Source organism: Agromyces sp. Y182 (assembly GCF_059445385.1).
This window is the reverse complement of sequence record NZ_JCAIUF010000001.1, coordinates 778,554-801,048: the sequence shown is the minus strand read 5'-3', so window position 1 is coordinate 801,048 and position 22,495 is coordinate 778,554. Positions and strand designations below refer to the sequence as shown.

Here is a 22,495-nt window from a genome sequence, read left to right as displayed (position 1 = left end):
GCGGGCCGCTACATCATCGACTGCAGCAGCTGAGTTGCCCGCTGGTTGTCGCTCGTCGCGAGCACGACGCGGTTTCTGGAGGCCACGTAGGCGAGCGTGATGTTGATGTCGGCCTCGGCGAGGGCGCGCGCCATCCCACCGAACACGCCTGGCGTGTCCAAGTCGGGGTCGTGCAGCGCCGGACTGACGATGACGTCCGTTTCGGCCTCGACCGCGATGCCAGCGCCCTCGATCGCCGCTCTGGCGCCCGCGACGTCGTCGACGAGCACGTGCACGGTGCCCGTGCGGCCGTTCATGAACGCGCAGAGGCCCTCGATGTTGACACCCGCGTTGCCGAGCGCCTCGCCGAGTCGAGCCCCCTCACCGGGCTGGTCCTCGAGGATGACCAAGAGATCTTTCGCCATCGCGGCTCCTCCTTCTCGGATACCTCAGGTTTACGCTCGTGGCCGCTGTGCGTCAACGCGTGGGCGGGTGACATCCGGCGGGGAACGGAGGACGCTGACGGCCGCGGGCTGACGTGAGCGTGCCGTTCGCGGCTCAGGGCGTGTTCGGGGCTTGGCCGATGCTCAGCCACGCGTCGGGCCCGCCGCGGCGAGCCTCGGATGCCCGGTCGTCGCTGGTGGTGCCGGCCTGCTTCATGGATTGCAGTTGACGATCGACGTCTGCCTTCGCTGAAAGCACTGCCAGTTGTCGCTCGATGTCGGCATCCGGTGCCGCGGTGAGGTCTTTGAGAGCACCGCTCGCCAGCAGCTCATCGGTGGCGGCGGCACGCGCTTGCATCTGGGCGACCCGGTCGCGCGCACGGTCGAGGCTGACGCCGATATCGTTCATGTTCGACCCGATGCCCGCCACCGCCTCGTTCGCCTTCACCTGTGCTTCCGAGGCGGTGTAAGTGGCTTTGATGGTCTCCTTCTCGATGCGGAACGCGGCGACCTGCTCGTCGAGGTGGCGTTCCCGTTCCTGCAATTGCGACGTCTGCTTCTGGAGCACGGTGTACTGCTCCTGCAGCTTGGCGACCTGACCCTCGAGCAGCGCGCGGCGCTCGAGCGCCGCGCGGGCGAGGTCTTCGCGGCCTTGCACCATCGCCTCACGGGCTTGGTCGCCCAGGCGCTGGTAGCGGGTTCCCATCTCCTGCCCCTGCAGGTCGATGCGCTTCTTCGCCGTCGCAACCTCGGCGACCGCCTTTCGCACCTCCTGCAGCAGCTTCACCTGTTGCTCGTAGCTGTCATCGAGGGTTTCGCGAGGGTCTTCGACCTTGTCGAGGGCCTTGGTGGTCTTGCTCCGGAAGATGGTCTTGATCCGCGAGGTGTTGCTCATGGTTGTGTCCCCTTTGTCTCGGACGACGGACTTATCTCGGACGACGGACGCGGTCGACCGTCGGTGGCCGAGTCGGCTCGAAGCGTTCGTCCCGTTGGTTGAGTCGGTGCAGTTCCTGCACTCCGGCATGCAGTGCGGCGACTTCCCGTTCCATGTCGGAGTGCAGTGTGGTGAGGGTGTCGTCGGTGGAGCCCGCGAGCCCCGACGCGACCGCGGAACGCAACCGCCGCACCAGTCCTGCTACCTGATCGACGCGATGGTTGGCCGCGGGAAGTTCCTCGGCCAGCACGGCGGAGTCCGTCTCGCTCTCCAGCAGCCGCAGTTGCAGGTCCAGAGCGACGCTCTCCTCCTGGATGCGGCGGAAGAGTCGCGGAAGCTCGCCCCGCGGCCCTTCGCTGCGGCCTGCGAGGTCGACCGCGGCCTGTCCGCTGTCGAGCGTTTCTGCGAGCCGCAGCCGCAGGTAGAGGATCTTTCGCTGCGGACCCCGACTGAAACCGGCGCGTGTTCGCAGCGCCGTGCCGGCCAGGGCGCGATTGCGGCGAAGCCGTCGGTACACCGCTCGCAGGATGAAGACGACTGCGGTGATCGCGACGACGACGAAGATCAGGAACGAGAGGAATATCCAGAGCAAGACATCCACGACTCCCACCTCCCGTCGGTGCGCTCGAGGTCGTTGCCCGCGGTGAGCCGTCGTTCGTGATTCGGGTTCATGTGTCCGCCTTCGTCAAGCTTCGTCGCTGCGCCATCGTCACGTCGTAAACGCGATATAACGCAATCTACGCTCGCCGCAGCCGAAGCGTTAGGGCTCTGTGCGAATTCGGAGCGTCGGGCAGCTCAGGCCATGGGTGTCGTATCGAGAAGCTGGCGGATTCGATCGCCGACGATCTTGCCGCTCTTGAGGTCGTTGACGCTGCGGAATACCTCGGCAAGCTCGCCACCCGACCCGGCGAGGAGGCCGGCGAGCGAATCTCCGAGTCCTTCGGAAAGGCCGCCCAGTGCGTCGGCGATAACGCGGTAGCGCGTCGGATCCGGACTCGGCGCGTCGGGGAAGGGGCGCCCGAACGCGATCGACTTCTTCACGCCCGAACCCTGAAGGGTCATCCCGCCGCCGACGAAGCGCCGGGGCCAGGCGATCACTGTGCCGTTTCGAGGAAGCCGAAGCAGGAGGTCGGAGTCATCGCTGAAGGTGAACTCCTCGTCGGTGATGATGAACGCACCGAACGTGTAGGCCCTGCCTCGCTCTGGAATGAACATGCCGGCGGGACCGAGCCATGCCGGCACGATGATCTGCTCGTGCTCCATGACGCACCTTCCTTCGCTGGTGACACCGATGGTTCGAGCGATGAGGCCGTGCCAGCGTATTCGAACAGCCTCCGAGGGCGCTTCAGTGGGTTCCCTGATCTCTGAAACGAAGTGCAGCGTGACCGACTCGAACAGATATGTCAGGACCCGTCATCTTGACGGGGTTCCTGCGGCTCGGGCCTGGGTCGATCAGCCGCTGACGCGCCGGTGCATACTCATGGGATGCCGGCATCCAACCGTGCTCGGAGCTCCGGCGGCAACTGCAGCGCGGCCCCCTGCAGCGCGCTGTCGAGTTGCTCCAGCTTGCTGCCGCCGAGGATCGGCGTGATCGACGGTGTGCCGCCGACCATCCAGGCAAGCACGACCTGCCCCCGCGGCACACCGAGCTCAGCCGCCACCGTGTCGAGCGCGGCGAGGCGCCGCTCGGCGCCCGGGTGCTCGTATGCGGTCGGCAGAGGTTTGGCCGCGTTGTCGTAGGCGCCGCTCAGCAGCGGCGTGTACGCCCAGAGCTCGAGGCCGTTCTCGTGTGCGAAGTCGACCTGCTCGTCGCTCATCATGCCGAAGCGGTGGTTCTGGCCCTCGGGCTGCGCGCCCGGACGGGGCGCGAGGTAGCTGCGGCTCAGTTGCATGGCGTCGACCGGGTGCCCGCCCGTGGCGATCGCCTGGGCGCGTGCCCGCTCGACCCGCCAGGCGGGATGGTTCGACATGCCGACGCGGGCGGTGCCGCCACTGCGCACGAGTTCAGAGAATGCATCCGCCGTCTCCTCGATCGGCACGCGCCGGTCTTCCATATGCGCCCAGAGCATGTCGACCCGGTCGGTACCGAGGCGCAGCAGGCTGCCTTCGAATGCGCTGCGGATGACGCGTGCTGAGAGTCCCTCGCGGGAAGCGGGCCAGTCGGAGGCATCCAATGGCTCGGCCCCGACCTTGGTCGACAGGCGCACACGGTCGCGCATTCCCGGCCGTGCTGCGAGCCAGCGGCCGAGCACGAGTTCGCTCTGCCCGCCGTAGCCTGACTCGCTCGCCCAGAAGGAGTAGCAGTTCGCGGTGTCGATCCACACGCCGCCGGCTTCTACGAAGCGGTCGAGCAGTGCGAACGAAGTGTCTTCGTCGATCTCGGTGCCGAACTTCATCGCGCCGAGAACAAGTGCTGGAATCGTCATGCCTCCACCGTGCATGCTGGAGTGCACTCCAGCTCAAGCCGAACGGGAAGATCATGAACCACTTCACACCGTCGCAGGTCGTCGAACGCACCGGCTTCAGCCTCGACACCCTGCGTTACTACGAGCGCGAAGGTCTCATCGGGCCGATCGAGCGCACCGCGGGTGGTCGCCGCACCTACCGGCAGGAGCACCTCGACTGGCTCGACCTCGTGAAATGCCTGCGCGACACGGGCATGCCGATCTCCGACCTCAAGCTCTACACCGCGCTCTCCGACGATGCGTCGACTCTCAACGAACGGCTCGAGCTGCTCGAGAGCCACGACCTCGAGGTGCAGGCGTCGATCGATCGGCTCATCGAGCAGCAGAACCACCTGCGCGAGAAGATCGCGTGGTACCGGGGGCAGGTGGGTGACGACGCTTAGGCGCGGCGCGTAGCGCGACGGAGACCGACGGTCGATTCCCGATCGAAATAGCGAAGGGCGAGAGCGGAGCCGCCGCACGCTCGACGGTGATGCTCGGCTCCGCGGGTTCGGCTGGGCGTATGGCGCCGCCCCCACACGGTCAGATGCGCGCGAGGAACTCGAGCACGCGCCGCAGGAGGAGCGTGGTCGCTCCTTCGTCGTAGCTCGGCAGGCTGGAGTCCGCGAAGTAGTGCTGGTCGCCGGGATAGAGGAAGAGTTCGGCGTCGTCGGTGGATTCGACGAGCTCACGGGCGGCGTCGACGTCGCCTTCCTCCATGAAGATCGGATCGGCGTCCATGCCGTGGATCTGCACCGGGACGCCGGCCGGCCACGCGCCGAACTCCGCGGGCGGAAGGCACGAGTAGAAGAACAGCGCGCCCTTCGCACCGGGGCGGGTCTGGGCGAGCTTCTGCGCGGGCACGACCCCGAGCGAGAATCCCGCGTAGACGAGCTCGCTCGGCAGCGCCTCCGCCGCGCGCTCGCCTCGCGCCATGATCTCGCCCCATCCGACCTCGTTGGCGTATCCGACGCCCTCTTCGATCGAGGCGAATGTGCGCCCTTCGAACAGATCGGGCGTGTGCACGGCGTGGCCCGCTTGGCGCAATTCGTTCGCGAAGGCGTACAGCCCCTCGGTGGGGCCGAGCGCGTGGTGGAAGAGTAGTACCTCTGACATCGTGATTTCCCCGTTCGCCGAGCGTTCTCCGGTTCCGATCGAGAAGCTACTCGCTCGATCAGACGATGTCGACTCAGGCGGGGTCGATGCGCAGCACCGTCGCCGATTCCCCGATGGTGAGATCGTCGATGACGCGGATGCCGCGCGCGAGCTCGTCGACGGCTCCGATGACGGTGCCGAACCGCTCGCGATAGCTGCACACGGCCGTCACGCTCACGAAGTGCGAGCCGAGGTCCCACGTGTACGTGGCGAACGGCGGGCGACCGCCCGGCGGCAGCGGCATGGCGAGCTTCTCACCGATGCCGAGGTAGCTGCCGCGGAACTCTTCGGTGTCGTCGTACTCGATCGGCATCGACGCCCGCGCCGTCCGCAGCTGCGGTGTCGCTTCCTGCACCTGCGCCATCACGACGAGCAGCTCCGGCTCCGCCTTCCAGACCCACACGAGTACCCGGCCCGCGGCCTTGCGCATCAGGAACGGAACGGCCTGACTCATCGCCCAGGCGCTGAAGCCGGTGCCCGCGCCGGGCGGTGCGGCGTCGGGTCCCTTGGCCTGCGACAGGAGCATCCCGATCGCCGCCTTGCGGTGGCGGCGGCCGCGGAATCCGAGGGAGTCCGTGATCGGCACCCACTTGGAGAGATCGGGCTCTGCGTGAAGTCGGGGCACGCATCCAGCCTACGAGTCGCCGCCGCATCGGTCAGGCCTTCGGCGAGGGCGGGTGCATTCACGCCCCGAGGGTTCGCTAAATCGGTGATAATTGCGATCACCGCATCATACAAGGCGAAGGGGGAGACGCATGGCGGAGATCTCGACGCTCGTGCGCTCCGCTCGGCGTGCTCGCAAGCTGACGCAGCGTGACCTTGCCGACCGGTCGGGGGTTTCGCAGAGTCGTGTGGCGCTCGTCGAGGGGCGCCACGAGACTCCGCGCTTCGACACGGCGAGCCGGCTGCTCGCCGCCGGCGGCCATCGGCTGTACGCGGCCGCGACGACGCGTGACGATGTCGCCACGGTCGCAGCAGCCATCCGTAACGCCGTGAAGCGTGACGATGCGCGGCTGGCGTTCCGGTACTTCATCCAGATGAATGACAATCTCGTCGCGGAACGGGGGCTGCTCCGTGGCGTGCTGGCGATCACGGAGCCCGAGACGACGGGGTCGAAGACGTGGGACTCGGCGATCGCGGCTCTCGTCGCGTACCGGTTGAATGCGCAGCGTGTCCCACTACCGAGCTGGGTGCACGCGCCCGAGCGGAGCCTCGAACGCGCCCGTGTGCTTCAGATCGACCCTGCCGATCCTGCACCGCCTCGCGGCGATGTGCCGACCGAGTTCCTCGAGCACGGCGTCTTGATCTGGCCAGACTCTTTGGAGAGCGTGTGATCCTCTTCGACCGCGACGACCTGATCGACGGCCTACGGGAGCTTGTCGAGGAGCTGCATGCAGTCGGCGACATGGTCGATGGTCGAGCGCATCCTCGTGGATGGGCTGCTGGATCCGCCGGCGCCGCAGGTCATTCCACCCGAACCCGCCGGGCTCGGGCAGGCTCGCGCGGATCTGCTCGGCCGTGAACCTGCGCCACGGGCGCAGGTCGTCGGGCACGGATGCCGCGGGCGGCGCGGCATCAGTCACGCCTTCGGCGAGCATGCGCACCTGGGCCTTCGCGACGAGCGGCACCTTCATGGTCCACTCGGTGAACCGCGCGAGCGCGTACTGCGCCCACACCGGCCACGGCACCACGACAACGCGGCGCCCCAGTGCGGACGCCACGCGCCGCACGGCCTTCGACAGTGTGAGTTGCTCGGCGCCAACGACGGCGACGGTCTCTCGCGGCATCCGCCCGTCGACGGCGGCGACGAGGATGTCGGTGAGGTCGTCGATCGGGATGGGCCGGATGGGCTTCTCGCGGAAGCCGGCGGTCGCGAAGACCGGCAGGGTCTGCACGGTGCGGCTGAGGTGGTCGATGAGGTGGTCGCCGCGGCCGTAGATCATGCCGGCCTTGAGGATCGTGTAGTCGAGTCCCGAGCCGCCTACCCCGTTGGTCGAGTAGCTCCGCGAAGCGACGCGTATCGAGACCCGGCCGCCCATTTCGACTCGTGGTACGGCGATCCGCAGTCGGGCCGGGCCCGCAGGAAGCTCAGCATGATGATCTTGCGCACCCCAGCGCGCTTGGCCGCTTCGATCACGTTCGCGGTGCCCTCGATGTGCACCCGCTCATAGGTCTGGTCGCCGATCTCGCGGTTGATGCCCGCGCAGTGCGCGACCACCTCACACCCCTCGAATGCCCGCGTCAGTGCGTCTACGACGCCGGTGCGGCGAGAGATGACGACGGATGCCTCGGGCCCGAGCCGTTCGGCCAGGTGGCGTCCGACGAATCCGGTGCCGCCGGTGATCGCGGTCGCGGTCATGCTGACTCCTTCAGAAGCGGTGGCAGGAATCCTGCCCGGTCGAGCTCGCGGATCAGGAAGGGCGTCAGCTCATTCGGGCCGAACGAAACGAAGTACGAACGACCACCGACATGCGTCGGCTTGAGCAGCCCACGATCGAGCAACGGACGCAACGCATGACTTCTGATGGACGGGCTGCCCGGGAGCAGATGCTCGAGCTGGCCCGCCTTGACCAGCTCCTGATCGAACGCGAATAGCATCACCTCGCGTTCTCGCGCGGAGATGCCTCCAGAACGTACGAATCGTTCGAGGGCCGGTGAGATGAGCTCCGCGCGCACGAACTCGATGTTCTGCAGGCGGTGAAGTCGGCGCAGGTCGGTGAGGAGTCCGCTGATGAAGAACTCGCACCATGCGATCGTGCCGGCGTCGCTGAGGTCGTCGGCCGCTGCGAGGGCGTCGTAGTACCCGGTACGCGATACCCCGAATACCGCAGTGGGGTTGACGGCGCGAAGACCGATCGGGCTGACGAATCCATGGCGGCCGAGCATGGCGTAGCTGAGAAGTCGCGATACACGCCCATTGCCATTCTGGAATGGATGGATCCAGAGGAAACGGTGGTGGGCGATGGCGACGTGCAGGAGCTGCTGGTGCGTCTGCACTGGCCGGTTCGCGAATTCGAGGAATCGGTCCATCTCACTCTGTACTGATTGCGCCAGCGGCGGTCGGTGCGTCGCGCCTTGAATTGCGACATCGCGATTGCGATAGGCGCCCGGTCTCGGGTCACCCTCGCGAATGAGCCCGTCAACCGCTCGGCGATGTAACTCACGCACAAAGGCATGTGTGATCGGTCGGTCGTGGTCGGTCTCGTCGATGAACTCCATGACGTCGTTGAGGTTCAGAATCTCGCGAACGGTCTCGTCGACCTGGTCAGGCTCAGTCTCTGCGGCTTGTGCCCCGGCGATTGCATCGAGGATCGTCGTGCGATTGCCTTCGATGCGCGCGGAGACCATGCTCGAGAGAAATTGGAAGAGCCCGTGCAGCTCACGGAAGACCTGGGCGGGGGTCGTCCCGACCTCGATCTCTCCTCGCAGTCGTTCGAGTTCGACAACAGCGGCAGCGAGTGGCGAATCGAATTCGAAGCTCGGAAACGTGAACTCATTGTTGTTCGACTCGACGCGAGTATTTGCGGTCATGATGGTCCGTATTTTACGTCAAAGTGCTGAAATCAGCTATATCCTGCGGAACTGTGTCCCGAGCTTGGAAGAAAGATTTGCGATTCGCCGATGCATGATTCCAATTCTGAGCGGCACTTTCATGGTTCGCACGCCGGTGACTTGCGCGAGCGCGTGAGGCCGTTGATCGGGATCGGCTCAGACTCTAAGTGTCATCCGTGAGAGGCGCGGCAGCCTCCACGCGGCGATGCCGCTCTTGCCAGCTCGCGCTGTCAGCGGGTGCCGTGGCGGGCAACTTCCTCGCCTACAACGTCGCCATGGCCGGCCTCGGCATCGGCAGCTCTTCTTCTGCGTCGCGCTCTTCCGGTTGCGCCTCGTGCCGCGCTTCCTCGCCGTGTGGGGCTTCGTCGGCTACGCGTCGTTCGCTCTGGGCTGCATCCTCGAACTCCTGGGGTTCGCCGGCGCCGGCCTCGTGTCAACCATCCCCGGCGGGCTCTTCGAGCTGTTCTTCGCCGTCTGGCTCATCGCGAAGGGCTTCAACCCCGCGGCGACCACCGCCCCCATCGCGCCAGTCGCCCTCCGCACGTTCGCGTCGCAATCATGACCGCCATGACGGCAGCGCGGCCGGGATGCCGCGGCGAACGTCGAGGGATCCACCGAGGTGCGCCGGCTCGACCTGGCCGACCTCGCGTCGGTGCGCCGGTTCGCCGCCGACTGGAGCGGCGACATCGACATCCTCGTCAACAATGCGGGCGTGCTGATGCCGCCGTTCGGCCTCACCAACGACGGCTTCGAGCTGCACTCCGGCACCAACCACCTCGGCCACTTCGCGCTGACCAACCTCCTGCTTCCGCACATCACGGGCCGCGTCGTGACCGTCGCCAGCGGTGAGCACCGAGCGGGCACGATCGACTTCGACGACCTCAACTGGGTGACCCGGCGCTACGGCGGGGGATCAGCGGCCTATGGCCAGTCGAAGCTCGCGAACCTGCTCTTCACGCTCGAATTGCAACGGCGACTGGATGCCTCTGGGTCGCACGTCTTGGCGACGGCCGCGCACCCGGGCATGGCCGCCACCAACCTCGGGTCGAGCATGACGAATCCCGTTCTGACCGCGGTCTCGAAGGTCGCCCTGCGCCTGTTTGCACACGACGCCACGAGAGGAGCCGCCCCCACGCTCTACGCGGCGACCGAGCCGATGCCGGGCCTCGGAAGAGCTGACCGGTGTCGGCTACCCGCTGTAGCCGCGCTGATCGTTCGCGATCGCCCGCCCTGCAGGCGGTGCTCGACGCGATCCGACACGCACTCCCATAGAGTGAGCCTCAGCCGCGCTTGATCGAATGGGGACGACATGCCGAGCAACATCCGCACAGCCTTCTTGACCCTCACCCTCGGTGCGCTCGTCGTCGGCTCCGCCGGCTGCGCGGGCGCATCGAGTGACGTGCCGCCGTCCGAGACACCCGCTGCCGAGGCATCCGATGGCCGACTCGTCGTCGTCGAAGACGAGCTCGGCGGCGAGCTCAGCGAGCAACTCGCAGCCGCCGCGACCGAGGCCTTCGCCGGCATCAGTGCGCCCGGCGCCGTGATCGGGGTGCGAACGCCCGAGGGCACGTGGGCCGCGACGATCGGCTTCGAGGACTGGGATGAGACGGTGCCGATGGCAGCCGACGTCAACCACCGCGTCGGCAGCGTCACGAAGACGTTCACCGTCACGGCGCTGATGCAACTGGCCGAGCAGGGCGACCTCTCACTCGACGACCCGATCGAGAAGTACGTGCCGGGCATGCCGAACGGCGACGCGACGCTCTACGAACTCGGTGCCATGCGAAGCGGCATCCCCTCGTACACGTTCAACGAGGCGTTCGAGCAGAAGCTGTTCGACGACCCGAACTACGTCTGGACGCCCGAGGCCCTCGTCGACATCGTGCGGGGCGAGGAGCCCATGTTCGCGCCGGGCACCAAGACCTTCTACTCGAACACCAACACCGTGCTGCTCGGCATGGTCATCGAGCAGGTCACGGGCGAGCCCATCGAAGACGTGCTGCAGGAGCAGATCATCGAGCCGCTGGGCCTCGACGGCACGATCTTCGCAACGGATGCCTCGTTCCCCGAGCCGCACGCCGACGGGTACACGCTCCAGGGCGTCGACGACGGGGTGCCCGTCGAGACGACTGACTGGAACCCGTCATGGGGTTGGACCGCGGGCTCGATCATCTCCGACCTCGACGACCTGCTTACTTGGAGTGAGGCGCTGGCCACCGGCGACGGGCTGCTCGCACCGGAGTGGCAAGAGCAGCGCATCGATTCGTTCGACTTCTCCCTGCCTGTGTACGTCGGCCCAGACACCGATGCGCCGCAGACCCCGGCTCGCGCCTACGGCCTCGGCATGGGCCTGGCGCTCGGCTGGTACGGCCACGACGGCACGATGCCCGGCTTCAACACCGTGCTGCAGCACCACCTCGAGTCGGGCACCACGCTCATCGTCATGGCCAACAGCGACATCAAGTCGGGGGAGTGCCCTGAGAGCGTGGGCACCGTTGCCGGTGGCCGCACCACCGGCACCTGCGCCGACCCGGCCGTCTTCATCGGCAACGCGCTCGCCGAAGTTGTGGGGCATCCGATCGTCGAGGGGTGACGCGCTCGCCGCGACGGTCGTCCTTGTTCTCGGCTGCGAACATCCGCCGCGGCTGCAGGTCATCGGGCACGGACCTCGCGTCATCCGACGTGTGCCGCAGCGCACGCGGGCGGGTTTCCTAGACTGGCCCCATGGTCGGGGAAGCGACAGTCGGCACGGCTGCGCGGTGGGTCGGCGCGGCCGTCGTCCTCGCGTGCGCGAGCATGATCATCGGATGCTCCGCGCCAAACCCCGCTGACGGCACCGGTTCGCCCGAGGCATCCGCTCTGGCCGCTCACGGCACCTTCGCGGCGGTCGGCGACTCGATCACCGACGCCGACAGTCCCGATTTCGCCGCGGGCGACATCGGCTACGCGTCGTGGGCGAGGTACGTCATGGACGACAGCTTCGCATTCGCCGGTGGCTGGGCGGAGTGGGGTGCGACGACGGCGATGATGGCCGACGCGGTCGGCCCGGTCGATGCGGGCGTGCTCGTGGTGCTCGCCGGCACCAATGACGTCGCGTTCGGCATCCCGTTCGAAGATTCCGCGGCGAACCTCGACCGCATCGTCGAGGTCGTCGGCATCGAAGACGTCGTCGTCGTCTCGATCCCGCCGATGCACGCGTTGCCCGCGGGAGCGGAGGCATACAACGAGCGCCTCCACGACTTGGCGACGGATCATGGTTGGCGGTTCGTCGACGCATCTGCTGGCCTGCGCACCGCCGACGGACGATTCGGCGAGGGGATGAGTTTCGACGGGCTGCACCCGTCGGCGGAGGGCGCGCGTGTGCTGGGAGAGGCGATCGCGACGGCGTTGCGCGAGGGGTGAGCGATCCCCCTGGATCAGCCCCGCCCACCGGCGCGCTGTCAACCCTCTGTCTCAGGAGCTGCTTCCGACCTAGCGTCGGGGTCGTGGAGTCGCGTTTCGGTCACATTCCGGCAACACCTGGATAACGACTTGCGGTGGGCGGTGACCGGAGCATCGGACGCTGCCAGTATCCGATCATGGGTGTTCGAGCAGCCTGCTCCCGGGCGATCATGAGCGCGACTCTCGCGGTGTGTGCTGGTCTTTCCCTGACGGGGTGCATGCCGGGGCTCGTGCTCGACGCATGCCCGGCGATCGGCTATCTGTACGACGGTCCGGCCGTGGTTCAATTCGACCCCGCACCACCGGAGTCGGCGGTGGTGACGGCATGCTTCGGTGCCGACTGCGAGCCCGCCGGAGTCGACCAGCTCCGCGGCGAGTGGACCGTGCCACAGGAGGCGCCGTACCTTGGACCGGGCGTCTTCGGTGACGGTTCCGTACAGACGTTGCGACTCGTCGTGGTCGATGGCACTGGCACCTTGGTCGACGACGAGTTCGAGATCCCCGTGGCCGTGGAACGCACCGGGATATTCGGCCAGTGCACCGGGCCCTTCCGGTTCGAACCGGTACAGGTTTCGCTCGGTCGATAACTTTGCAGACAATTACGTATGCACGGTTATACTGAGGCGATGGATGTCACGATGGATGCGGCCATCGACCTGCTGAAGCGGGCCGGCACGGCAGTGCGCATCGAGAGCGTCGGCGATCTCGTCCTCGACGGCATACCGGTCGACGTGAAAGTGCGAACACGGCCGACTCCATCCGACCTTCGGCGCGAACTCTCGCGGTCGCGCAAACGGGCTGCCGTCGGCAAGCTCGCATACGTCGTGCCGCGTGCGACGCCATCGCTGGTGTCCGTGGCAATGGAGGAGCCGACGATCATCCTGATCGGCGTCGACGACGCGACACTGGTCAACGACGGCCACTTGGTGCAATTGGGCAACTCTCTCGTCACGCAGCGCGGCGCCGCTCCGGCGCGCGTCGGCTGGGGTCGCTTTGCGCTCATCCGCTCACTCATTCGCACGCCAGAGCCGCGCACGCAACGGCAACTCGCGAGCGAGTCGGGCATCACGCAGGCGGCCGTGTCGAAAGCGCTTCGCGAGATCGGCGATGCCGCGCTCGAAGCAAGGCGTGGCTCCTTGCCCGCCGCGGAGCAACTCTGGGCGAGGTTCCTCGATGAATATCCAGGTGCGCGCGGCATCCGCTCGCACTGGTACTCGCTCGATCCGCCGGTTCGGCAGGTGGAGACCGTGCAACGGGCATACCCCGCGGTGCTCGTCTCTGGTGACACCGGCGCTGACCGCATCGCGCCGTGGCGCGTCGTGACGGGCGCGCGCGTCTACTCCCACGCAGGCATCGACCTCGCCTCGCTCGGCTTCGCCGAGGCGAGACCCGATGAGGCGACGCTCACGCTGGTCGTTCCGGCAGACCCGACCATCTGGGCGACCTCCGCCGCATGGGCCGAAGATGGAGGAGCGCCCGCCAGTACCGCGGATCCGCTGATCATCGCGCATGACGTGATGAGCGCGGGCGGTTCCGACGTCGCAGAGGCCGTCGAACAACTCCATAACCGGGTGTTCGAGGCATGGCAACGGTGATCCGGCGCGCCGTCGAGACCGTTTCGACTTCACGGGCCGACGACCTGGCATTTCACGCACTCGCGGATGTCTCCGGCGTCCTCGAGCAAGTCGAGGACGCGAGGATCGTGGGCGGCCAGATGGTCGCACTGCTGCTCGGAGCCTTCCCGTCGGAAGGTGTCGTTCCCAGACGTACCGCTGACGCGGACGCAGCGGTCTCGACGGTGGTCGCAGGCAGCGGACTCCTGCATCAGGAGCTCACGGCCGCCGGATACGAGGCGACTGCAGGCAACAACTACCGTCGCTCCGGCCGCAGCATCGATGTCTTGATCCCGGCGCCTGCGGGCCACTTCGCTCAGGAGGAGCACGGTGGCCGTGCGTTCGACGCGGCACCAGGTATTCGGCTGGCCCTGGCGGCCGCACCGATCATCGTCGACGCGAACGTGACGATGCTCGATGGAGCGCTGCTCTCGTTCACGGCCCGCGTGCCTTCGCCCGAGGTTGCCGTCATTTTGAAGGTATACGCGATACAAGGTCGATTCGCCGCGAAGGATGCCGTAGATCTGCACAACCTCCTGACGATTGTCGACTCATGGCCTGCGGCTGAGATCGGCGGATGGCGCCTCGATGACGCTTCGCTTAATGGAAGCCGTTCAGATGCCGCGCGCATCCTCCACGGGTTCGCTGACAGCGCTCAGGCTAATCCAGCCCTGCGATCTGCTGAGATCAGCGGACCGCGCCTCGTCGCGCTGATCCGAAAGCATGTCGCCCGAATCGGTTGACCACAACGGCGAGAGCGCTCAGCGACTGACCCGCAGGTCCCTCCACCCGAACCCGCCGGGATCGGGCAGGCTCTCGCGGATCTGCTCGGCCGTGAACCTGCGTCGCGGTCGGAGGTCGTCGGGTACGGATGCTGCGGGCGGCGCGGCATCCGTCACGCCCTCGGCGAGCATGCGTACCTGGGCTTTCGCGACGAGCGGCACCTTCATGGTCCACTCGGTGAGCTGCGCGAGCGCGTACTGCGCCCACACCGGCCACGGCACCACGACCACGCGGCGTCCGAGAACGGATGCCACGCGCCGCACGGCCTTCGACAGTGTGAGTTGCTCGGCGCCGACGACGGCGACGGTCTCTCGCGGCATCCGCCCGTCGACTGCGGCTTCGAGGATGTCGGTGAGGTCGTCGATCGGGATGGGCCGGATCGGCTTCTCGCGGAAGCCGACGGTCGCGAACACGGGCAGGGTCTGCACGGTGCGGCTGAGGTGGTCGATGAGGTGGTCGCCGCGGCCGTAGATCATGCCGGCCTTGAGGATCGTGTAGTCGAGGCCCGAATCGCGGATCAGCTCTTCGGCCGCCCATTTCGACTCGTGGTACGGGGATCCGCAGTCGGGCCGGGCCCGCAGGAAGCTCAGCATGATGATCTTGCGCACGCCGGCGCGCTTGGCCGCTTCGATCACGTTCGCGGTGCCGTCGATGTGCACCCGCTGGTAGGTCTGGTCGCCGATCTCGCGGTTGATGCCCGCGCAGTGCGCGACGACCTCGCATCCCTCGAACGCGCGCGTCAGCGCGTCGACGTCGCGGGTGTCGACGCCGGTGCGGCGAGAGATGACGACGGATGCCTCGGGCCCGAGCCGTTCGGCCAGGTGGCGTCCGACGAACCCGGTGCCGCCGATGATCGCGGCGCGGGGGTGGGTCATGTTGGGAGTCTAGGTGGCCTAGCAATAGACGGGTGAGGTTGCAGCACTCGCCGCCCTAGTGGTGTGTTGCTGTGACAAGGCTAGGCCGAGAACGACACAGGAGAAGCGGCGGTGCCTACCCACCAAGGGGAAACGGTCATGCTGCGCCCGGGGAAAACGCTCGACACGGTGAGGCTCCTGACCTGCGCGGGTCGGGGCCTGCGGTTCACCATCGAGCTCGGACCGGGCGATACGCCTCCAAGGCGCCACGCACACAGCGCGGAAGGAATATGGCCCTCATCAGGGGGTAGGGAGTTCATGGGCCGCTCGAGTTCCGCTCACTTCCGCCCATCCGCTGATAGAGTCCACCCCACGAGAGGGCTAATCGCGGCGACAGAAGGACAAGGTCAATGGCTGAAGAAGAAGGCGGCGCAGAAGAGACGGTGGTTCGTCCCCGATCCAAACAGGGTGTTCCTCGCGTGAGCCTCGAAGTGGCGGAAAAGCTCGCTCGTGGTGTCTGGGACGCAGCACGCTCCGGCGAGGCGCTGCCAGTAGCCGTTGCTCGTGCCATCAGTGGGAAGACCGATACGAAGCCGAGCGGCGGCGCGTGGCGAAAGAAGGTCACGGCGCTTCGGGTCTTCCACCTGATTGAGAAACTCAAGAGTGACAACTTGAAGCTCAGCTCTGCGGGTCTCGGCGTCGTGAATCAGGCAGATCTCAACAAGCAGCGGCGGGGTCGCCGCGAAGCTGTGATGAGTGTCGAGTCCTACGCTGCGATTCTGAACAACAACGATGGCCATGAGCTGCCACCTGTCAACTCACTCGCTGGCATCTTCGAGTACGACTACGCTCTGTCGGCTGCGGACGCGAGGATCGCGACGAAGGCTTTCACCGACTCTGTGGCGTTCGCTGAGCTAGTCGATGAGAGTGGAGTGATTCTTCTCGACGGCGACTATTCGCCCCCGCAAGCTTCCGACGAGGAGGACCAAGAGGACGAGGAGGACGAGGACGTCGGCACAGACACATACGATGACGAGGAGGTCGGCGTTCCTCTACATCAAGACTTGACTCCGCCTCCCACTGAGCCTCCCGTCGATTCGTCACACGTCCGGGTGAATCCTCCGGTTCCTGCAACTGGGCGAGGGGACCTCGCTGTCTCGCTCAACATGTCCAAATGGGACGTCGCCGATGTGCTCGCAGTGCTCCGGGTGCTCGGGTACGGCGACCACAGGGCATCGTGAGCCACACAGACAACCTCTTCAAGGTTGACGCGACCGAGCTTCTCGATGCCATCCGCGAACTGGGGGTAGGCGGCGGTATCGTACGTGACGAGGCCATGGAGGTGCTCTACGACGCGGAGCTTGTCGAGGATGCCAAGCTGACCGAAATTGGAGCCACCCTGTTCCGGGCGGCATGGGTTAGCAAGGATCTCACCACGGCACGCCAACTTCTGGGTCAGGCTCTGCGGTCAGTGTTGCCAGTCGAAGTAATGGCGCAGGAGCTTCGGAACTTCGGCGCTGTTCCCGAGGACGGCGTAGCGAATCTCCTCGCATTGCATGGCGTCGTGCCCCACGATCTCGCGATCGAGACCGCGCGGGCGACGTTTAGATGGCTGAACGACTTGAAGGTCATCGTCTATTCGCGAAAGGCCAAAACAGTTCGCTTCATCCCGGATGATCCGGGCGCAGCAAAGCCCGGCGAGGCCCCGGAGCTGGCGGCAATAATCTCGCCTCGCACCCCTTTCTCGAATCTTGCCCGGCTGCGGCGGGTTCTTCGCGCGACAAGCGGCATTGTGACGTGGGCTGACCCACACTTTGGCGCGCGCGCCTTCGAGGAATTGGCAGACGAGATCGACCCAGCAAGGGTTAAGGAGATCCGAATAATCTCTGGCAACCACGAAAGCGTGCTCACGCCAAAGAGCTTCAAGGACTACTCGCGATTCGCGGAGGAGATGAAGCTCAAGAGCGTGTCAGTCGAATGGCGAGTCGACCCTTCGAGAGACTGGCACGACCGATTCTTGGTTCACGCCGACGGCGCCTTCAACCTGCCGCCCGTCAACAACCTCTTTCAAGGGCAGTACTCCGAGATTCTCCCATCAAGCGACCGACCGCCCGTTGATGACTGGTGGGCGCGGAGTGACCCGCGTACGGCGTAGCTTCCAACCCGGATGTCGATGCCCCTTGCCAACTACCCCTTGAGATCCTTGCCCTTACCCGGGTTCTTCCGGATCACCTTGCCCGGCTTGGGCTCCTTGCGTACCTCGCGACCCTCGTGCAGAGGCTTGAAGAGCGGGTCGACGTTCGGCCGCTGAGGGCTCGGTTTGGGTGTGGGCTTCTTCGATCGCTTATCTGACGCCTCAGCCATCAACGCGCTTCTCGTACGGGGTGTCGTCCGAGTGCGTGAGCGTCTTCATGACCATGCTCACGTCAGGGCGCCTCGGTGGGGGTGGGGGCGGGGGTGGTATAGCTGGATCGGCCATCAGAGATTCCTCCTTTGGGAATGATTGCATTGAACGCGACAACGAGAAGGGCGGTCGTGATGCTCACGAGAAGCAGGACGAAGGCAGCCTTCGTGGCACCTGCCTTCGATTCGTTGCTCTTATCGCGAAGCTGGATTTCCTGGGCCTTGACTTCCAATAGGTGATCTTCGACCTCAATCGGGGTCAGTTCGGCGTCGACCCATGTGTTCACCATTTCGCGCGCTGACGGCGTACTAAGAGAAACGGGTCTCAGCGCGATGGTCGCGACGAAGATGGTGCCGATTGTGAGCACCAGTGGGAGCAATCCGAGATACAGGGTGCGGTCATCGACCAAACCATCGAAGGTAGCCGCCGCAATTACTCCCGCTGCGACAACAACAAACGAACTCTTGGTGTCGATAGATTTGGTCCGCTCGAGCGCATGCGCTCGCAGCGTATCGAGTTCGTCGCTTAGTAAGCGCACTCTACGAGCTCGATCGTCTACGCGCCGACTCCACATTCGATACCCTCCTTCGGTCCATCATGGCTGAGACAGCAGGCTCGGTGGCGGACCAACAACCGTGTTTGCCGGATAAGTCGACCGCGCACAGGCGAGGGGACGCTTAGGAAGGCTCTCGCCCGCTATGCGCCGCGCATGGCCAAGCCCGAACGAAAGACCTTCCGTGAGACGTACCGCGAAAACATCGCCGAACAGGAGAGGAAGCGCGTAGCCAAGCTCTTGAAGAAGACCGCACCGACCGCCGAATGGGTCATCGTCAACATCATCGGCGACAAGGAAATGAGAAAGCTCTCCGGCGAATGTTGGGAGGTCGTGAGCTACCCGGACAAGAGCGCATGGAAGGCGGGCAACCGCTACACCCTCCGAAAAGCCCGTGCCGAGGTGGAGGCAGACCTTCAACGACTGGCAGGAGAAGCGTCAGGGAGTGACCGCGCCGCGCGTGAGGACTAGATCAAACTGGTATGCCGTCGTCTTCGAAGTAGAGCCAGTGCTTGTGCGGCAGGCGAATCCCGCCCATTCCGCGCGTGAACTCAGCCTCGCCGAGGACCCAATGCTGCAGGTTGTTCAGGCTGTCTGGGTAGAGCTTTAGGCCTGTGCCCCCGATGTTGGCCCGCCAGTTCAGGTGGAACATCGGCTTCACATGGGGTATGAGTTCCATGCCGTATGTCCCACCTGCCACCGCGTTGGTGACACTGCCCGTAATGAGGTCAGCCAGCTGCAGGTGCGGATGGTGATGTGACGGTGCTGTCAAGATCGGAATGACGATCGCGCTGGACTTCACATAGTCGGTGCCAAGGTCCGTGAGATAACGCGTCCCCGCGATCCACTCGTCTTCCTGCTTGTGATCACCGCCCGGCTTGTCGAATACGAGCACCCCGAGGCTTTCGGCTTTTTCCAGCATCATTGTGACGCGCTCGAACATGAAGTCGATAACGCCTTCTTCGGGGCCTTTGCCGTTCGCAGTTGATGCACGGTTGCGGTCCCAGATCGTCACGATGACGCGCCCCCGGCAGTCGACGGCCGCGTCGATGATCGCCTTCCGAAGCGGGGTGAGCGCTTCGCGCCGATCGTTGGCCACGAACCAATTCTTCGTGCCGTTGCCGAGCGCCCATTTCATTTCGACATCGTGCGGGATGCCCGCCTTGTCGTACGCGGCGTAGAAGGCATCGGCGAATGGCTTGAGCTGGTCCTCCTTGAACGCGACGCCCCCGAGCGCGACAAGTTCGCCCATCCCTGTGCGACGTCCAGCCTGCTTCGAGTCGTCGACGAAGACAACGCGCATTATGTGCCTCCATGTTGTTGTTCTCTCAGGATACGGTCGGCGAGCGACACGGCGACGGGGGAGGAGCTTTCGCTGCGGAGTGCGTGAAGTCCTCGTTGTGGAAGCTCACCGCGCTCTTGAGGTCACGTTGGAACTTCTGGAGAACTCCGGCGTAGTTGGTGTTCGTCATTTGTATTGCCTTTCCATGGTTGCCCGTGCGGGCTGGGTGGACCTTGCCAGCGGCGCTGACAAGGGGTCTTGTCAGGCCGCGAGAGCGTAGGTCTCAAAGGCAAATGCGGGGAAACGAACCGAGTCTCGATGCTGACCCGACTCGTGTTGACGCGTGGGAATACCCACGCCCCCATCTTGTTGAACTTGAGCGTACCCAACTCAAGTTCTACTTCAGGAGGATTGGTGCCCGAAGACTTCACACCCCAGAACGGTGACGAAACCAACTCGTTCGACGAGTTTCTGAACCGCTACCTCGAGGGCGAGCGCTCGCGCCAGGCGCGTTCGATCGACCTCAGCCGTTTCTTGACCGCGCGCACGCAGGGCATCCTGCAGCGCGCCGGAAAGTTCGCGCTCGAGCGCGGCCAGACCGAGCTCGACGCGCTGCACATCCTGCGCGTGATCGTCGAAGACGAGGCCGTCAAGCAGGCGATCGCCCGCGTCGGCGTCGCCCCCGAGCGGCTCATCACTGCGACTGAGGCGCGCCTGCCCGCGGCATCCGATGTCGCTGACCTCAACTCGGCCACGATCACGCCGAGCGCGAGCCGCGCGCTGTTCCACAGCTACCAGGTCGCGCGCTCGAGCGGATCGACGTACATCGACCCCGAGCACCTCTTCTTCGCGCTCGTGCTCGGGCAAGATGCTCCGGCCGGCCAGGTGCTCGCACGCGCCGGCGTCACCGCCGAGGCGCTCACGCAGGGCATGCGTGAGACGGTCACGGCCGATGGCGACGACGTCGAGGGCATGACGGATGTCGCGGGCGGCAACGCCGAGGCATCCGAGACCCCGATGCTCGACAAGTTCGGCACCGACCTCACTGAGCTGGCCGAGAACGGCGAGCTCGACCCCGTGATCGGGCGCGCCGACGAGATCGAGCAGACCATCGAGATCCTCAGCCGCCGCACCAAGAACAACCCGGTGCTGGTCGGTGAGGCCGGCGTCGGCAAGACCGCGATCGTCGAGGGCCTCGCCCGCGCGATCGTCGAAGAGCAGGTGCCCGAGGCACTGCTCGGCAAGCGCGTCATCTCGCTCGACCTGCCCGGCATGCTCGCCGGCACCCGCTACCGCGGTGACTTCGAGGAGCGCCTCACCAAGACCGTGGACGAGATCGCCGCACACAAGGGCGAGCTCATCATCTTCATCGATGAGGTCCACACCGTGGTCGGTGCGGGCGGCTCTGGCGACGGCGGCACCGACGCGGGCAACATCTTGAAGCCGCGCCTCGCGCGTGGCGACCTGCACCTCGTGGGTGCGACGACGCTCAAGGAGTACCGCGTCGTCGAGAAGGACCCTGCTCTCGAGCGCCGGTTCCAGCCCGTGAAGGTCGGCGAGCCGAACATCGAAGACGCCGTGCTGATTCTGCACGGCCTGAAGTCGGCGTACGAAGACCACCACGGTGTCGAGTACACGGATGCCGCGTTGCGCGCCTCCGTCGAACTGAGCGCGCGCTACCTCACCGACCGGGTGCTGCCCGACAAGGCCATCGACCTCATCGACCAGGCCGGGGCGCGACTGCGCCTGCGGCTCGGCGTGAAGGTCGACGTGTCGGCGCTCATCGAGCGGCTCGCGTCGCTCGAGGCCGACAAGAACGCCGCGGTCACGGGCGAGCACTATGAAGAGGCCTCGCGCATCCGCGACGAGATCTCGAAGGTGCAGGCGAAGCTCGACGAGGCGTCGAGTCGCGGGGGTCTCGATACGCGTGCTTCGCTCGCTACTCGACCGGCGGGGGAGACCGTCATCGATGAGGCCGAGATCGCTGCCGTGATCTCGCGGGCCACCGGCATTCCGGTGAACCGCCTCACCGAGAGTGAGCGCGAGCGCCTCGGCGACCTCGAGGGCGAGCTGCACGGGCGCGTCATCGGTCAAGACGACGCGGTCACCGCGGTCGCCAAGGCCGTGCGACGCAACCGCACCGGCATGGGCGACGCGCATCGCCCGGTGGGCAGCTTCCTGTTCCTCGGGCCGACGGGTGTCGGCAAGACCGAGCTGGCGAAGTCGCTCGCGTCGTCGCTGTTCGACGACGAGACCGCCGTCATTCGCTTCGACATGAGCGAGTTCGGCGAGCGGCACACCGTGTCGCGACTCGTCGGCGCCCCTCCCGGATACGTCGGCTACGACGAGGCCGGCCAGCTCACCGAGCGTGTGCGGCGCAACCCGTACTCGATCGTGCTGTTCGACGAGATCGAGAAGGCGCACCCCGACGTGTTCAACCTGCTGCTGCAGGTGCTCGACGACGGACGCCTGACCGACGGCCAGGGTCGCACGGTCGACTTCCGCAACGCGGTGATCGTGATGACCTCGAACATCGGCTCGGAGTTCCTCGCGTCGCGGTCGGGTGCGCTCGGCTTCGTCGCCGGGGCGGATGCCTCGGGCTTCGCCTCCGAGAAGGACCTGCGCGACCGCGTCATGGGCAAGCTGCGCGAGGCCATGCGGCCCGAGTTCCTGAACCGCATCGACGAGATCGTGCTGTTCAAGAAGCTCGACCAGCCGCAGCTCGAGCAGATCGTGCGCCTCATGCTCGGTGCCACCGAGCGCCGGCTCGCATCGCGCGAGGTCGCCTTCGAGGTGACGGATGCCGCGGTGTCGCTGCTGGCCGAACGCGGCTACGAGCCCGAATACGGTGCTCGCCCGCTGCGCCGGGTCATCCAGCGCGAGATCGACGACCGCATCGCGGACTTGTTCGTGAGCGGCGGCGTCGGTGACGGCGAAGGCGTGCAGGTAGATGCGGTCGACGGCGAGTTCGTCGTCGCACCCGTGCCCCGCGCGACCGTGCAGCTCGCCGCGTAATCGTCGGTCGAGTAGGCGCGCCAGCGCCGTATCGAGACCCCGC

Annotated in this window: 25 protein-coding genes and 1 pseudogene; 13 read left to right on the top strand and 13 right to left on the bottom strand. The window is 66.0% G+C overall.

Translation table 11 applies throughout. The features are described 5' to 3' along the window. Positions 1-8: 8 nt before the first annotated feature. From AC1C2R_RS03655 to AC1C2R_RS03635, 5 genes are all read right to left on the bottom strand, one after another. Complete coding sequence (locus AC1C2R_RS03655) at positions 9-404, bottom strand: hypothetical protein (RefSeq protein WP_495351189.1); 396 nt, start codon at positions 402-404, stop codon at positions 9-11. A gap of 133 nt (positions 405-537) precedes the next feature. Beyond that, positions 538-1,317 carry a PspA/IM30 family protein gene (locus AC1C2R_RS03650; RefSeq protein WP_495351188.1) on the bottom strand — a complete coding sequence of 260 codons (780 nt, stop codon included), beginning with the start codon at positions 1,315-1,317 and terminating at the stop codon, positions 538-540. A gap of 31 nt (positions 1,318-1,348) precedes the next feature. Continuing rightward, entirely contained in the window at positions 1,349-1,957 is a 609-nt protein-coding gene (locus AC1C2R_RS03645; protein ID WP_495378994.1) for a hypothetical protein, read from the bottom strand. A gap of 194 nt (positions 1,958-2,151) precedes the next feature. After that, a complete protein-coding gene (locus AC1C2R_RS03640) occupies positions 2,152-2,619 on the bottom strand; it encodes a hypothetical protein (protein ID WP_495378993.1) in 468 nt (155 codons plus the stop codon). Positions 2,620-2,834: 215 nt separating this feature from the next. Then, the gene (locus AC1C2R_RS03635) at positions 2,835-3,782 is read right to left on the bottom strand and encodes an aldo/keto reductase (RefSeq protein WP_495378992.1); all 948 of its coding nucleotides are present in this window, start codon (positions 3,780-3,782) and stop codon (positions 2,835-2,837) included. 53 nt (positions 3,783-3,835) lie between these two features. Between AC1C2R_RS03635 and AC1C2R_RS03630 the strand changes: the two genes are divergently transcribed. Next, a complete protein-coding gene (locus tag AC1C2R_RS03630; protein ID WP_495378991.1) occupies positions 3,836-4,204 on the top strand; it encodes a MerR family transcriptional regulator in 369 nt (122 codons plus the stop codon). A gap of 139 nt (positions 4,205-4,343) precedes the next feature. Here the strand turns inward: AC1C2R_RS03630 and AC1C2R_RS03625 are convergent, their stop codons facing one another. Then, a complete protein-coding gene (locus AC1C2R_RS03625; protein WP_495351183.1) occupies positions 4,344-4,916 on the bottom strand; it encodes a dienelactone hydrolase family protein in 573 nt (190 codons plus the stop codon). A 73-nt stretch (positions 4,917-4,989) separates the two neighbouring features. Next, positions 4,990-5,580 (bottom strand): hypothetical protein, encoded by a 591-nt coding sequence (locus tag AC1C2R_RS03620; RefSeq protein ID WP_495378990.1) that lies wholly within the window; start codon positions 5,578-5,580, stop codon positions 4,990-4,992. A 130-nt stretch (positions 5,581-5,710) separates the two neighbouring features. On the opposite strand from AC1C2R_RS03620, the pseudogene AC1C2R_RS03615 reads away from it, so the two are divergent. Then, positions 5,711-5,860 (top strand): annotated as a pseudogene (locus AC1C2R_RS03615) (helix-turn-helix domain-containing protein); the annotation flags it as partial. A gap of 273 nt (positions 5,861-6,133) precedes the next feature. On the opposite strand, the gene AC1C2R_RS03610 reads toward AC1C2R_RS03615, so the two are convergent. Genes AC1C2R_RS03610 through AC1C2R_RS03600 form a run of 3 tightly spaced genes read right to left on the bottom strand, consistent with a single transcriptional unit; the run spans position 6,134 to position 8,486 of the window. Next, entirely contained in the window at positions 6,134-6,994 is an 861-nt protein-coding gene (locus AC1C2R_RS03610; protein ID WP_495378989.1) for a Rossmann-fold NAD(P)-binding domain-containing protein, read from the bottom strand. Beyond that, the gene (locus tag AC1C2R_RS03605; protein ID WP_495378988.1) at positions 6,937-7,314 is read right to left on the bottom strand and encodes an NAD(P)H-binding protein; all 378 of its coding nucleotides are present in this window, start codon (positions 7,312-7,314) and stop codon (positions 6,937-6,939) included. Before AC1C2R_RS03605 ends, AC1C2R_RS03610 begins: the two co-directional genes overlap by 58 nt. Beyond that, complete coding sequence (locus AC1C2R_RS03600) at positions 7,311-8,486, bottom strand: Fic family protein (protein WP_495378987.1); 1,176 nt, start codon at positions 8,484-8,486, stop codon at positions 7,311-7,313. The genes AC1C2R_RS03605 and AC1C2R_RS03600 overlap by 4 nt, the downstream gene beginning before the upstream one ends. Positions 8,487-8,712: 226 nt before the next feature. Here AC1C2R_RS03600 and AC1C2R_RS03595 point away from each other — a divergent pair, with 226 nt between their 5' ends. From AC1C2R_RS03595 to AC1C2R_RS03565, 7 genes are all read left to right on the top strand, one after another. Continuing rightward, a complete protein-coding gene (locus AC1C2R_RS03595; RefSeq protein ID WP_495378986.1) occupies positions 8,713-9,069 on the top strand; it encodes a DUF4386 family protein in 357 nt (118 codons plus the stop codon). Positions 9,070-9,126: 57 nt separating this feature from the next. Further along, positions 9,127-9,801: an SDR family NAD(P)-dependent oxidoreductase gene (locus AC1C2R_RS03590; protein ID WP_495378985.1), complete on the top strand. Its 675-nt coding sequence runs from the start codon at positions 9,127-9,129 to the stop codon at positions 9,799-9,801. 15 nt (positions 9,802-9,816) lie between these two features. Next, positions 9,817-11,100 (top strand): serine hydrolase domain-containing protein, encoded by a 1,284-nt coding sequence (locus tag AC1C2R_RS03585; protein ID WP_495378984.1) that lies wholly within the window; start codon positions 9,817-9,819, stop codon positions 11,098-11,100. 131 nt (positions 11,101-11,231) lie between these two features. Continuing rightward, complete coding sequence (locus AC1C2R_RS03580) at positions 11,232-11,909, top strand: SGNH/GDSL hydrolase family protein (protein WP_495378983.1); 678 nt, start codon at positions 11,232-11,234, stop codon at positions 11,907-11,909. A gap of 176 nt (positions 11,910-12,085) precedes the next feature. Then, a complete protein-coding gene (locus tag AC1C2R_RS03575) occupies positions 12,086-12,535 on the top strand; it encodes a hypothetical protein (RefSeq protein WP_495378982.1) in 450 nt (149 codons plus the stop codon). A gap of 39 nt (positions 12,536-12,574) precedes the next feature. After that, positions 12,575-13,543: a hypothetical protein gene (locus AC1C2R_RS03570; RefSeq protein ID WP_495378981.1), complete on the top strand. Its 969-nt coding sequence runs from the start codon at positions 12,575-12,577 to the stop codon at positions 13,541-13,543. Then, positions 13,531-14,304 (top strand): hypothetical protein, encoded by a 774-nt coding sequence (locus AC1C2R_RS03565; RefSeq protein ID WP_495378980.1) that lies wholly within the window; start codon positions 13,531-13,533, stop codon positions 14,302-14,304. The genes AC1C2R_RS03570 and AC1C2R_RS03565 overlap by 13 nt, the downstream gene beginning before the upstream one ends. Positions 14,305-14,322: 18 nt before the next feature. Here AC1C2R_RS03565 and AC1C2R_RS03560 read toward each other — a convergent pair whose 3' ends face one another. Beyond that, positions 14,323-15,219: an NAD(P)H-binding protein gene (locus AC1C2R_RS03560; protein ID WP_495378979.1), complete on the bottom strand. Its 897-nt coding sequence runs from the start codon at positions 15,217-15,219 to the stop codon at positions 14,323-14,325. A gap of 389 nt (positions 15,220-15,608) precedes the next feature. Between AC1C2R_RS03560 and AC1C2R_RS03555 the strand changes: the two genes are divergently transcribed. Next, the gene (locus tag AC1C2R_RS03555) at positions 15,609-16,439 is read left to right on the top strand and encodes a hypothetical protein (protein WP_495378978.1); all 831 of its coding nucleotides are present in this window, start codon (positions 15,609-15,611) and stop codon (positions 16,437-16,439) included. After that, complete coding sequence (locus AC1C2R_RS03550) at positions 16,436-17,353, top strand: hypothetical protein (RefSeq protein WP_495378977.1); 918 nt, start codon at positions 16,436-16,438, stop codon at positions 17,351-17,353. Before AC1C2R_RS03555 ends, AC1C2R_RS03550 begins: the two co-directional genes overlap by 4 nt. A 271-nt stretch (positions 17,354-17,624) precedes the next feature. Here AC1C2R_RS03550 and AC1C2R_RS03545 read toward each other — a convergent pair whose 3' ends face one another. Beyond that, the gene (locus tag AC1C2R_RS03545; protein ID WP_495378976.1) at positions 17,625-18,140 is read right to left on the bottom strand and encodes a hypothetical protein; all 516 of its coding nucleotides are present in this window, start codon (positions 18,138-18,140) and stop codon (positions 17,625-17,627) included. A 171-nt stretch (positions 18,141-18,311) separates the two neighbouring features. Here AC1C2R_RS03545 and AC1C2R_RS03540 point away from each other — a divergent pair, with 171 nt between their 5' ends. Next, positions 18,312-18,626 (top strand): hypothetical protein, encoded by a 315-nt coding sequence (locus AC1C2R_RS03540; protein WP_495378975.1) that lies wholly within the window; start codon positions 18,312-18,314, stop codon positions 18,624-18,626. 1 nt (position 18,627) lies between these two features. Here AC1C2R_RS03540 and AC1C2R_RS03535 read toward each other — a convergent pair whose 3' ends face one another. Further along, positions 18,628-19,458 (bottom strand): DUF3800 domain-containing protein, encoded by an 831-nt coding sequence (locus AC1C2R_RS03535; RefSeq protein ID WP_495378974.1) that lies wholly within the window; start codon positions 19,456-19,458, stop codon positions 18,628-18,630. A gap of 393 nt (positions 19,459-19,851) precedes the next feature. Here AC1C2R_RS03535 and AC1C2R_RS03530 point away from each other — a divergent pair, with 393 nt between their 5' ends. After that, positions 19,852-22,452, top strand: coding sequence for an ATP-dependent Clp protease ATP-binding subunit (locus AC1C2R_RS03530; RefSeq protein WP_495378973.1), 2,601 nt, complete (start codon positions 19,852-19,854; stop codon positions 22,450-22,452). The last annotated feature ends 43 nt before the right edge of the window (positions 22,453-22,495 follow it).